The sequence below is a fragment of the Pseudoalteromonas sp. '520P1 No. 423' genome, assembly GCF_001269985.1.
Lineage (GTDB): Bacteria > Pseudomonadota > Gammaproteobacteria > Enterobacterales > Alteromonadaceae > Pseudoalteromonas.
This window is the reverse complement of the sequence record NZ_BBZB01000001.1, coordinates 3,420,494-3,432,855: the sequence shown is the minus strand read 5'-3', so window position 1 is coordinate 3,432,855 and position 12,362 is coordinate 3,420,494. Positions and strand designations below refer to the sequence as shown.

Below are 12,362 nucleotides of genomic sequence, written 5' to 3'. Positions count from 1 at the left end.
TAATGATTGCTTGGTTTGCTAAAAACGATGTTGCTGCGAATATATTATTAGTATTAATAATGTTAGCTGGTGCCTATGTGATGCTCAACAAAGTGCCTGTTGATCTATTTCCTGAAATTGAAGTACGCAGTGTTAGCGTCAGCGTTACTTTACCCAGTGCATCGCCACAAGAAGTTGAAGAAGGCATCACGATTAAGATAGAAGAAGCGGTTCAAGATATTGAAGGTATCCGTCAAATTAATTCTCAAAGCAGTGAGGGCAGAGCATCCGTTACTTTATCTGTTGAAGAAGGCTATGACGTAAGGGAGCTGCTTGAAGAAGTAAAAATTCGCGTTGATGCGATTAGTAATTTTCCTGTAGAAGCGGAGAACTTATTAATTCAAGTGCCTCAATGGCGCAGAGATGCAATCGGAGTAATGATTTATGGTAATTATGATGCCGTAACATTAAGGCGTATGGCTGAAGACGTGAGGGATGAGCTTGTTCAATTAGATGATATATCCCAAGTAGCAATTGAGGATGTTCTTCCGTTTGAGATGTCTATTGAAATACCAGAATGGGCACTTCGTAAATATGACCTAACTTTGGCCCAGGTTTCTAATATTTTGCGCCAAAACTCCCGTGATTCTTCAGCAGGTAACCTACGAACGTCCGGTGGTGAGATCTTTATTCGCAGTAGAGGGCAAGCTTACCAAGCTAATGACTTTGCTAATATTCCTATTATTACCACTCAAGACGGCACCATGTTGCGCTTAGGAGATATAGCCAATATCAAGGATGCGTTTGCTGAAATATCGCTAAATACGCGTTTTAATGGTGTACCCGCAATAGAGATTGAAGTATTTAGAACCGGAAATGAAAGTGTTATCGATATAACCTCCGCGGTAAGAGATTACATTGAAGCAAAGCAAAGCCAATTGCCGCAAGGTCTATCAATGGACTACTGGCGAGATCGAAGCGAACCAGTAAAAGCAAGGCTTGATACGTTAACTAAGAGTGCATGGCAGGGCGCATTATTGGTGATAATTATGCTTGCGTTATTTTTAAGACCCGCAGTTGCCTTCTGGGTATGCTTGGGTATCCCTATGTGTTTTTTAGGGGCATTTCTATTCATGCCTTTATTCGGCGTCAGTATCAACCTGATGAGTCTATTTGCCTTTATATTAGTGCTCGGTATTGTCGTTGATGATGCGATTGTTACCGGCGAAAACGTGTATTCTCACTTACAACGAGGCGAAGATCCGCTAAAGGCTGCCATTAACGGAACGCGAGAAGTTGCGGTGCCGGTAACTTTTGGTATTTTAACCACTGCTGCAGCTTTTTTACCACTTGCCTTTCAAACAGGACGAGCTAGTTGGTATGCAGCCATCACGTTTGTAGTAGTGCCAGTATTATTATTTTCACTTATAGAGTCGAAATTTATCTTACCGGCACATCTAAAACATGTTCGCCCACTTTCAAATAATCCTTCTCGACTATCACAACTTCAACAAAAAATTGCTCGTTCACTGGAAGTGTTGATTGAAAAACTCTATCAACCAGCTCTAGCACAAGCAATGCGCTGGCGCTACGCAACGCTCGCGTTAATGGTTGCCGCTTTTATCATGGTGCTAGGCACTTTGTTTAGTGGGCACACTAAATTTGTATTTTTCCCTCGTATACAAAGTGAGGTAGCTACGGCAAATTTGATCATGCCTTCAGGGACAGCATTCAACTCTACTGACAGTTATGTTAGAGCGATTACGCAGCATGCCCAAGATTTGCGCGAAGAATTTCGCGACCCTGAGACCGGAGAGTCTGTTATTCGTAATATTTATGCGATCAGTGGAGGGAGAAATTCAACAACGGGCAGAGTTCGTGTTGAAACAGTCCCGCCTGAAAAACGCACTTTAGTGGTAACGACACAAGATATTGTCAATGAATGGCGTAAGCGTGTTGGACCAATCCCAGGGGCAGAGCAACTAAACTATCGTGCAGAGATTGGCGGTTGGGGTGGTTCTCCTATTGATATTGAACTGAAAAGCAACGATGTCAGTGCACTTAATGAGATCTCCGAGCAATTAAAAGTGAAGTTGGCTACTTATTCCGGTGTGTTTGATATAGAGGATTCCTTGTCAGATGGTAAAGAAGAGTTGCAGCTTGTTTTAAAACCTGAAGCAAGACTGTTAGGACTAGATCTTAATAGCGTTTCAAGTCAAGTGAGACAAGCCGTATTTGGTTTTGAAGTGCAGCGTATTCAGCGAGGTCGTGAAGAAGTTCGGGTTATGGTGAGATACCCTATCGAAGCGCGACAGTCTATTGAAACGTTAGAACAAATGATGATACGTATTGGCCCTAACCAAGAAGTCGCCTTATGGCAAGTCGCTGATGTTCTTCCTGGTGTGAGTCCAAATACAATTTTGCGGATAGATAGACAAAGAACCTTATCCGTAACGGCCGATTTTGATAAGAAAACAGGCGACATGTCTTTAGTTCAAAAAGAGCTGCAGTCTTGGTTAGCGATCAAAATGAATGCCTATCCGGGTGTTAGTTTTGAATTAGCAGGCGAGGCGAGAGATCAAAAAGAGTCATCTGAGGGGCTGATCGTTGGTGCGATAGCGTTATCGATATTAATTTATGTTTTATTGGCGATTCCATTTAAGTCGTATTCACAACCCTTGATTGTGATGTCAGTCATTCCTTTTGGATTGGTTGGCGCGGTGATAGGGCATTGGATCATGGGCTTGGATTTAACCTTGCTAAGTTTCATGGGCATATTAGCGTTATCTGGTGTAGTCGTTAATGACTCACTCGTGTTAGTTGACTATGTCAATCAACGTCGCTTGGCAGGTACGTCAGTGAAAAAAGCGGTTTATGAAGCAGGGGGAAGGCGCTTTAGAGCGGTATTGTTGACGTCTCTCACTACATTTGCAGGTTTGATACCATTACTCTTTGAAGAATCTACCCAGGCGCAATTTTTAATTCCAATGGCGGTGAGTTTAGGGTTTGGCATTATATTCGCCACGTTGATCACCTTGTTTATTGTGCCGATGAACTACCTTATTTTAGACGATTTAAAACGTTACTTTCAACAATATGGCAAAGATGTAAAGTCGCTTGTTATACGTTAGGTGTATAGATTGAAAAAAGAAAAGAAAATACCTACCTCTCGATTATCCAGATTAGCGACCTTAGGCTCCTTGGTCACTAAAGTCGCGAGTAATATGGTTTTAGACGGAGCAAAGCAATGGTCGAAAGGCCAACCGACATCCGTTAAAAAATTGCTCGTACAACCTAGCAATATTAAGCATTTAGCTGACAAACTGTCACAGCTTCGTGGTGCGGCAATGAAAGTAGGGCAATTGTTATCTATGGATGCCGGCGATTTGTTACCTGCAGAGTTAAGTCAGCTATTAGATAACCTCCGGTCAAACGCACAACCTATGCCACTCAAGCAATTGTTAGCAGTGTTAGAAAAGGAATGGGGATTTAGTTGGCTCGATAACTTTGCACACTTTGAGCTTAAACCTTTTGCTTCAGCATCTATTGGACAAGTTCATACGGCTTACCTTGATAATGGTAAAAAGCTTGCAGTAAAGGTGCAATATCAAGGTATTGCTGATGCGATTAGTAGTGATGTTGATAACGTTGCGGCATTATTAAAATTGTCAGGGCTGCTGCCCTCGCATATTAAGATTGATGAATTATTAGCAGAAGCGAAGCTGCAATTACTTGCCGAAGCGGATTACGTCAATGAAGCAAATTTTGTCAAAAACTACGCTGAGGTGCTCAGTGATGATCAATTTGTTTTACCTAGGGTTATTGAAGACTTTAGTACTCAGTCGATATTAGCCATGACATTTATTGAAGGTGTACCTATTGACGAAATAACGCTATTACCGCAACAATTAAGAGACAAGGCGGTTGAGTCACTCATTGGTTTGTTTTTCGATGAGCTTTTTACCTACCAGTTAATGCAAACAGATCCCAACTTTGCTAATTATCTCTATCAAGTTGATACCGAGCGTATAGTGCTACTTGATTTTGGTGCCACTCTGAAAATTCCACAGGCGATAAGTCGTGGTTATTTAGCCTTAATCAAAGCCAGTGTCAACAATGAAAAAATGGCTATGGTTGATGCAGCTAAAAGCATTGGTTTTTTTGCTGATAATATTGAATCAACCTACTTATCGCAGGTGTTAGACATTTTTGCCTTGGCCTGTGAGCCTTTGGTACATGACAAGACTTATGACTTTGCAAAGAGCGGTTTAGCGTTGAGAATTAAAGAGAAAGGTTTGTTAATTAATACTCAGCAAGAGCAATGGCACACACCACCGATTGATGCGGTATTTATCCACCGTAAACTAGCTGGATTGTATTTACTTGCTGCCAAGCTTGAGGCTAAAGTGAATACGCATCAGTTATTTTCTAAATTTATTCATCATGAGGCATAGTGAAATGCTTGAATATCCTGATAAATCGAGAGTTATTGAAATGGCCTGGGAAGATCGCACGCCATTTGAAGCCATCGAAATTTTATATGGCTTAACTGAGCCACAAGTGATTCGACTTATGCGCCAAGAATTAAAAAGTAAAACCTTTAAAAATTGGCGCAGTAGAGTATCGGGTCGAAAAACAAAATACTTAAGCATACGAAGCGAAGCCGTATCTCGCTCTCATTGTATGAGCCAATATAAAGTAAAATCAGCAAACAAAAGTAAGGCACGTTAAAAAACTTTAAAGAGTATCTAAGTTGCGCAAATAATCCTGAGCTTTGGCTAATGTTGCTTGTCATTGTTCTGCTGTTTGTTTGCGCCAATTTCGATAAACCATGGCTTGTCTTGGGTTTGATTCAAACAATTCGCTGTGTTTATCCATAAAATGCCAATACAAGCTATTTGAAGGCCAGGCATTCTCACTGGTCTTTTCTTTAACATTGTAATGACAGCTTTAGCAGTAATCACTCATTTTATTTACGTAATTACCACTGGCGGCATAGGCTTTTGAAGCAATAAGCCCACCATCAGTAAACTGACTCATACCGCGAGTATTAGGTAGTTAAACCCATTCAATAGCATCAACATAAATCCCCAAATACCATTGGTCAACTTGCGCAGGCTTTATGCCTGTTAATAAACAAAAGTTTCCGGTGATCATTAAGCGTTGAATATGATGTGCGTAACTATATTGCAGCGATTGATTGGCCATAATAATGTTGAGTCACCTTGTCCTATTGTTTTGAACTTATGACGGGCTAAGCGACCATTTATGTCACTAACATCATGACTAAATACTAATGGTGCGGGGATTGAGGCGATATCCTTTTTTTAAGTTTATTGCTATTTTGCTGATCATAATTCCACTTGCCACCCTCAGGTTTATTGTCATCGTCAACAAGCACAATAAAACGCTTTCGCCTATAGCGCCAATCGAGCTCAACTTCGTTAACTAAACAGCTAGCGACTATTTGTCGGTCTCTATTTGACATGAAACTTGTACTGTTTAGTTGATTCATTGGCTTGATGGCGTCGCTCATATTCACTAATTGCTTGCCAAACATTTTTAACACTAAGACAACCAATTGCTAACCAAGGGCTAAAGAGTGATGATCGCTGTAAACCATGAAAATCATTACGTGTTTGTTTGTAATGGTCTGCTGCGCCAGATAAAAATAATCTGCTAAATGCAGTGGAGCGACATCGTAACCACCTTTAATGGTTATTTCGTTTATTGCCTTGTATGGTGATTTTGATCAGGGAATAATTTGTCAACAACAATAATGGCATTGTCTAAAGATGTGCTTTCTATGGTATTGGTTGTTTGAAGATATTTATCATTACGTTGCCAATTTGAGATGAAGGCTCTATAACTATGTTAATTAAGTTTTTATCAACAACCTTTCTAAATTTCGAAAAACTACCGATAACTGCGTTGCTATTAACAATTAAGTCCTCGGTAAACAATGTATTCAACCATGCTGTTTCAAAAGTTACATCTGGTAATTTATTTTGTATCGCCTTTAAACTTTGGTTTTCTTGATAGCCTACTTGCTGAGCACAACCTAAGGTGTCTATTGCTAGCTCATCAACTAATTTAGGTAAAATATTTTCAGGCTCACCATCAATACCTTTAACTCAACATTTAAGTTCTGCGGAGCTTTTGCTAGTGCTTTTAATGATTGCTTTAAAAATTGCCATCGATTGAATCCCATTGCACTATTTAATAGCGATGATGAGTTAAACCATTGAGAGTTAATAAAGCAACAATGCAATGATTTGCTTTCGTTAGCTAGCTTGGCAAGTAGTGAGTTATCCTCAATGCGTAAATCATTGATAAACCAATATAGCGCCTTCATAGGTATCAGTTGCTGATGTATTTATAGAAAAAAGTAACTATTTCTGTTTCTCTTTATCATATACGTACAGTAATAGCTTTTTGATTAGTGCGATCAAGCATTAATAACAACATTTAATACGGCGAGCATAGACTCTGTTATGAAAGCCCTTTTCATTCAGACGTTACAGTTTGATAAAGTAGCATTTAAGTGGGCAATATTAGAGCCTCACCTAGTTAAAAGCTAAATTTGGCTGGCATGTAATCAAAGTTCTCTACAGGACTTAACTTACAACTCAAGACCAAAAGACCGGGGCAATAACTGAATGATAAACGGTTAATGTATTGAACTACATGGTAATAATCTGGGTAGATGGGCGTATAAGTGAATCTAAACATGTCCAACACTAGCTAAGTCTATTAGTGTGCTTGTCCATAATGGTCTATTAAGATACTGAATTATCTAGGTATTTGTGAATACTTCAAAATCCTTTGCCTTCAGGTGAGTTGGTGGGAGTCCGGCTACTGGTACCACTTTTTAACCCTTAGATTTGCTAAGGGTTTTTTATGCCTGAAATTTGACTAAATACAAAGAAAAGAGGCAGCTTTTAATTTACATCTATTTTGCATTTTACTTTTATTTTTTTGTTAATGTTAGTGCCTAATAACGGTAAAATCAAGTAGTTATCAAGTTCACCTTATTAAAGCTCAGCTTTAAATAAATATTTAAATAATGTTAAGTTATTTATATTAAAGGCTTTATTTGCTTTTTATGTCGTTAACACTGTATATTATTTTGCTGAGTTTAAAAGTTTGTATGTTATGTAAAAGGGGTTTGAAATTGATAAAAATTGATAATCTCACCCGAACTTATGGTTCTGGTGAGATTCAAGTCAATGCACTGAGCGATGTATCACTCACCATTGAAGAGAATGAGTTTGTGGCTGTTATGGGCACTTCTGGTTCAGGTAAGTCAACTTTAATGAATATTCTAGGCTGTTTAGATACGCCAACTTCGGGTGAGTATTTACTGTCAGATCAATCTATCAAAGAAATTGATGATGTGAGCTTATCTAAAATTAGAAATGAAAAAATAGGCTTTATTTTTCAAACATTCCATTTATTACCAAGATTAACAGCACTACAAAATGTGACCTTGCCATTGAGGTATAGTGATATAGATCCTGATGAAGCATTAAAGCTCGGCAATGAAATGTTAGATAAGGTTGGTTTGAAAGACCGTAGCCATCATAAACCATTTGAAATGTCAGGTGGTCAACGCCAAAGAGTTGCAATCGCAAGAGCACTAGTAAACAAACCAAAAGTGATTTTTGCTGATGAACCTACCGGTAATTTAGATTCAAAAACATCATATGAAATTATGGATTTGTTATGTCAATTACATGCTCAAGGTCAAACTATTGTAATGGTTACCCATGAGGAAGATATAGCGGCCTTTGCTAATCGAATTATTCGTATGAAAGACGGTAAAGTGGTTGAGGACAGATTATGTACCAAGCAATAATATTGGGTTTAGGTTTGTTATTAATGTCTCATGCTTCAATGGCATCAGTAATTTTATCTGGACAAGTTAAAGCTGCTGATAATCAAACATTTTATGCGCCAAAAACAGGCAGTTGGAAAGTTCAGGTACAATGGATGTTACCTGAAGGTGAAGTCGCTGAAAAAGGTGATCTTATTGTTGTATTTGATAGTGGCACAATTCAAAGTGAAATAGATCAACTAAAAACAAGTTTGATTTCCGCTGAAGAAGAGTTACATCGCATACAAAGTAGTAATGCTCAAAGTTTACTCGAAGCAAGTTATGGGAAAAAAAGAACTGAACTGTTATTAACTAAATCACGTATTGATGCGGGTGTGTCTGCTGATAATCTTAGCCAGTATGACTATAAAATGAATCAATTAGAATTTGAAAAAGCAGTGATAGCGGATGCAAAAGCACAAGAAACTTTAAAGCAAACTAAGGTTGCCAATAAAGTTGCTATAACTAAACAAAAAATAACAATAAAAAAATACCAACAGCAATTAAAGTATAATCAAAATAAATTCAAAAAAATGCGTGTTTATGCAGAACGTTCAGGTCCTGTGTTGTACGCAAGTCACCCTTGGAACGGAGAAAAAGTATTTGTCGGTATGACCGCGCAACCCGCTTGGAAAATTGCAGAGATCCCTTCTTTAAATGGCTTATATATTGAAGCCTGGGTTCATGAAGTTGATCATAAAAATTTGCTATTGAATAGTCAGGCACAACTGAAATTTGATGCTTACCCCAATACTCATTTATCAGCCAAATTAACCGAAATTTCTACGCAACCAGAGGCTCAAAAAGAGTGGGGGAATGATGTATATTACCGAACTGTTTTTGAGTTCAATGCTAATACGCATTTTAAAGTCTTACCAGGAATGAGCGCACAATTAGAGTTCGAGGGAATAATAAATGAATAAGCTATTTATATTATCTATTGTAGTTTTATTGCTTGGCTGTGAGCAAGTTGTAAGTGAAGCTGTAAAAGTAGAGAAAATAGAAGTCATAGTTTATGCCAGCGGAGAGCTTGAATCTAAACAAACAGCGGTTATAGCGCCTCCTTCAATAGCTAGAATGTGGCAGTACCAAATAAAACAGATGCTGCCTGAAAATACTCAAGTAAAAAAAGGGGAAGTACTGGTCTCTTTTGATGATAAAAAAATAACCGATAGATTGTTTGATAAGCAGGTTGAATTAGACCGTGCTCAAAAAGAATTAGATAATAAAAAAATAAAAGAAATAGCAACCGAACAAGAGTTCATATTAGCGGTAGCCGAAAAAGAAATGGAGTTTGAAAAAGCAAAACGTAAGGCAGAAATTGTTGATAATAGTCGTTCTGAAAATGATAGAAAAAAATCTGAAATCGACTTTACAGTAGCGAAAAATGATCTGTTCCTATCACAAGAAAAATTAAATTTTCATAAAAAAAATAGTATATTGAACCTTAAATTAGCCCAAGGGAAAGTAGCGCGTTTAACAGTTGAAGTAGATGACTTTAATAGAGATATAGAAAGACTGAAAGTTAAAGCGCCAATGGACGGTATGGTGATTTATAAAGCTAATTGGGAGGGAGAAAAACCAGCAGTTGGAGAAAGTGTACAGTTTGGACAACCTATCCTTGAGTTAGCCGTCATTGAACACATGCAGTTAAAAGTTCAAGTTGCAGAGCCAGATAGTGGTAAGTTGGTATTAGGGCAAAAAGTAAAAATTATACTTGATGGTACTCAAGAGCAAATCTTTAGCGGTAAAGTAGTCAATTTAGGTCGTGTATTTAGAAGTAAATCGGCTCAAGATAAAAAGCGTATTTTAGATACTATCATTGAATTTGATAAAACCAATTCGTCAGTAATGCGCCCGGGGATGACCGCTCGAATAGAGGTGATCACTAAAGTGCTTGATAAAGCGTTAACTTTACCTTTAGAGGCCGTGAAAGGCGCTGCTGATAGCAAAGTAATCACACTTGAGTCAGGTCTAGAGAAACCAGTAGAAGTCGCACATATCATAGGCAACAAAGTTGTGTTAGCTAAAGGTGTTAAACAAGGAGATATCGTCGCGCTATGAATAAATTAATTTTTATACCTATGCTCTTTTTATTAGCTTGTAATTCTCAGGAGAACGCTACTTTAAAGTACATAGTAAAAAATGAAAACTTTTCTGTCATCATACCTGCAAAAGGAGAGTTGTTTGCTGCCAAAGCAACAGTGATAAGTTCACCTGTTTCGCGTAATGGTGTGCAGAGTATTGCTTGGCTTGCACCTGAATTTTCTTTGGTTAAACAAGGTGATGTTATTGCGCGTTTTGATGGTGAAGCAATGCAAGTCAAAAGTAGAGAGAAAGAAAATGAACTTGCGATTACAAAACAAGAAATTATCGAAAAAACAGGTGCTTTAAGTAAAGAGCTTGATGCTATCAGTAAGGATATTTTAATCATAGATCAGGAAAAGCTTTTTGCTGAAAAATTCTCTATTGATGATGAAAGGATCCGCTCTAAATTAGAAATTATAGATTCACTGCAAAATACAGCTTATCTTGGCTCTAAGCAAGATTATTTAAATTGGAAAAGTGATAGTTTCAATGAAAGCTCAGCTGGAGATATGGACTTATTAAAAATGCAGCAAGATCAACATCAAGGTAAGCTTGATTTACTGAACGATAGTTTAAATCAATTAGAAATCAAAGCGCCACACGATGGTTTATTAGTTTATAAAAAAAATTGGCGTGGTGAAAAACCCAGAGCCGGCCAATCAATGTGGCCAGGTGAGAAAATCGCTGAGTTACCAAATATTACGCAAATGAAAGCCAAGTTATATGTCATTGAAAGTGAAGCAATTGACTTAGCTGAAGGCAAAGCCGTTAATTTGCAATTATTTGCATATTCAAATCTGCCTTTTAAGGGGGTGGTTGAATCGGTTGCTCCTTTCCCAGCGTCAATAAAAAGAGGTGATCCACAAAAGTACTTTGAAGTGATTGTGACTTTAGATGAACAAAACCCTAAACTTTTTGTTCCTGGCAGAAAATTACAAGCAAGTATTGAAATAGCAAAACCTGAATCTAAATTAATCGTACCGTTACAGGCCATATACACCAAAGAAAATCAATCATTTGTATACATTTATCAAGATGATGAATTAACTATGACAGCTGTAACATTAGGAAAAGCAAGTTTAAGTCATGTTGAAATATTGACTGGATTAACAGCGGGTCAGGAAATCACTTTAATGGATCAGGAGCAAAGCTAAATGAAATATCTTGATATATTTATTGATACTGCGGCAGAGTTAGCGCAGCATAAATTACGTACTTTGCTTACTTTATTAGGTATGATTTTTGGTGTAGGTGCGGTAATTGCGATGCTTAATATTGGTGAAGGTGCGGAGCGCGAAGCCTTAAAAATGATAGATACTATGGGTTTACATAATCTTATTATTGAAGCGAAAGAATTTGAAGATAAAGAGCTTAAAGAGCAGCGTAAACACTCAGCAGGGTTAAGTATTAGAGATGGTGAAATAGCAGCCAAATCATTACCTTTTGTCGAGGCTTTTAGTGCTCAAAAGTTAATTGATACGTATAGCATTTTCAGTGCCCAAGGTAAAAGTGATGGAGAGGCAATCGGTGTTAGTTCAAGCTTTTTTGAATTATCGAAATTTAATTTAGCACAAGGACGTATGCTCAATGACGATGATGATTTAAGTTTTTCTCAAGTTGTATTATTAGGCTCAGCTACTGCAAAACAGTTATTTCCTTTAGGTGGGGCTGTGGGCCAAAATATCAAAATAAACCATTTATGGTTTAAAGTAGTAGGTGTTCTAGAGGCCCCATTCTTGAAAAAACAAGAGTTTCAAGGCATTAAACTTGGTGGTGCACAAAGCCGCGTATTTGTACCACTTAAAACATCTATGCATAAGTTTGCAAGTAAAGAGCTAGATAGTGAAGTTACCAGTATTAAGTTAAAGATCAATAAGGCTGTAGACCCGATTGAGGCGGCTAAAGCAGTAAGTCATTTATTAACGCGTCGCCATAATAAAATAGATGATTACACTTTAGTGATCCCTGCGGCTTTACTCGCACAGCAAAAACAAACACAACAGATATTTAATATCGTAATGTCATGTGTTGCGGGTATTTCATTATTAGTAGGTGGCATAGGTATTATGAATATCATGCTTGCCACTGTACTTGAGCGTACTAAAGAAATTGGCTTATTACGTGCCATTGGTGCAACTCAAAAAGATATTCAACTACAGTTTATTTCAGAGAGCTTTACTATTTCAATATTAGGTGGAATATTAGGTGTGTTTTTTGGCATCTTATTGTCAGAGCTAATCTCTATTTATTCACAGTGGGCAGTTTCTTGGTCGCTAACTGCGATAATTTTATCGTTTAGTATATGTGCCATGGTAGGCCTCACTTTTGGTGTGTATCCCGCGATAAAAGCATCAAAGCTTGATCCAATTGATGCTTTACAAAGTGATTAGCTATCGATTTATATAAACCCTAATACATA

At 37.7% G+C, this 12,362-nt stretch carries 8 protein-coding genes and 3 pseudogenes; 9 read left to right on the top strand and 2 right to left on the bottom strand.

Annotated elements, in window-relative coordinates:
* Nucleotides 1–2 precede the first annotated feature (2 nt).
* Genes PSA_RS15665 through PSA_RS15655 form a run of 3 tightly spaced genes read left to right on the top strand, consistent with a single transcriptional unit; the run spans nucleotide 3 to nucleotide 4,710 of the window.
* Nucleotides 3–3,110: an efflux RND transporter permease subunit gene (locus PSA_RS15665; RefSeq protein WP_042142774.1), complete on the top strand. Its 3,108-nt coding sequence runs from the start codon at nucleotides 3–5 to the stop codon at nucleotides 3,108–3,110.
* A 9-nt stretch (nucleotides 3,111–3,119) separates the two neighbouring features.
* On the top strand, nucleotides 3,120–4,433 hold the full coding sequence (locus PSA_RS15660; RefSeq protein ID WP_042142772.1) for an AarF/ABC1/UbiB kinase family protein: 1,314 nt from the start codon (nucleotides 3,120–3,122) through the stop codon (nucleotides 4,431–4,433).
* A gap of 4 nt (nucleotides 4,434–4,437) precedes the next feature.
* Entirely contained in the window at nucleotides 4,438–4,710 is a 273-nt protein-coding gene (locus PSA_RS15655; protein ID WP_127924050.1) for a TIGR03643 family protein, read from the top strand.
* 60 nt (nucleotides 4,711–4,770) lie between these two features.
* Here the strand turns inward: PSA_RS15655 and PSA_RS25910 are convergent.
* Together PSA_RS25910 and PSA_RS27245 are read right to left on the bottom strand one after the other, a co-directional pair.
* A pseudogene (locus PSA_RS25910) lies at nucleotides 4,771–5,467 on the bottom strand (cryptochrome/photolyase family protein).
* Between the two features lie 316 nt (nucleotides 5,468–5,783).
* Nucleotides 5,784–6,334, bottom strand: a pseudogene (locus PSA_RS27245) (deoxyribodipyrimidine photo-lyase).
* A 166-nt stretch (nucleotides 6,335–6,500) separates the two neighbouring features.
* Here PSA_RS27245 and PSA_RS25340 point away from each other — a divergent pair.
* The 6 genes and pseudogenes from PSA_RS25340 to PSA_RS15620 all read left to right on the top strand — a co-directional run.
* Nucleotides 6,501–6,600: pseudogene (locus PSA_RS25340) on the top strand (peptidylprolyl isomerase); the annotation flags it as partial.
* A 553-nt stretch (nucleotides 6,601–7,153) separates the two neighbouring features.
* Entirely contained in the window at nucleotides 7,154–7,837 is a 684-nt protein-coding gene (locus tag PSA_RS15640) for an ABC transporter ATP-binding protein (RefSeq protein ID WP_042142767.1), read from the top strand.
* A complete protein-coding gene (locus PSA_RS15635; protein ID WP_052379812.1) occupies nucleotides 7,822–8,778 on the top strand; it encodes an HlyD family secretion protein in 957 nt (318 codons plus the stop codon). Before PSA_RS15640 ends, PSA_RS15635 begins: the two co-directional genes overlap by 16 nt.
* Nucleotides 8,771–9,919 carry an efflux RND transporter periplasmic adaptor subunit gene (locus PSA_RS15630; protein WP_042142764.1) on the top strand — a complete coding sequence of 383 codons (1,149 nt, stop codon included), beginning with the start codon at nucleotides 8,771–8,773 and terminating at the stop codon, nucleotides 9,917–9,919. Before PSA_RS15635 ends, PSA_RS15630 begins: the two co-directional genes overlap by 8 nt.
* Nucleotides 9,916–11,097, top strand: coding sequence for an efflux RND transporter periplasmic adaptor subunit (locus PSA_RS15625; RefSeq protein ID WP_042142762.1), 1,182 nt, complete (start codon nucleotides 9,916–9,918; stop codon nucleotides 11,095–11,097). Before PSA_RS15630 ends, PSA_RS15625 begins: the two co-directional genes overlap by 4 nt.
* Nucleotides 11,098–12,333: an ABC transporter permease gene (locus PSA_RS15620; RefSeq protein WP_042142760.1), complete on the top strand. Its 1,236-nt coding sequence runs from the start codon at nucleotides 11,098–11,100 to the stop codon at nucleotides 12,331–12,333.
* Nucleotides 12,334–12,362 lie beyond the last annotated feature (29 nt).

Bases quoted from the DNA above. Each gene is read 5' to 3' on its own strand.
- PSA_RS15625 (WP_042142762.1), top strand. From the start codon at position 9,916: ATGAATAAATTAATTTTTATACCTATGCTCTTTTTATTAGCTTGTAAT.
- PSA_RS15655 (WP_127924050.1), top strand. From the start codon at position 4,438: ATGCTTGAATATCCTGATAAATCGAGAGTTATTGAAATGGCCTGGGAA.
- PSA_RS15630 (WP_042142764.1), top strand. From the start codon at position 8,771: ATGAATAAGCTATTTATATTATCTATTGTAGTTTTATTGCTTGGCTGT.
- PSA_RS15665 (WP_042142774.1), top strand. From the start codon at position 3: ATGATTGCTTGGTTTGCTAAAAACGATGTTGCTGCGAATATATTATTA.
- PSA_RS15635 (WP_052379812.1), top strand. From the start codon at position 7,822: ATGTACCAAGCAATAATATTGGGTTTAGGTTTGTTATTAATGTCTCAT.
- PSA_RS15620 (WP_042142760.1), top strand. From the start codon at position 11,098: ATGAAATATCTTGATATATTTATTGATACTGCGGCAGAGTTAGCGCAG.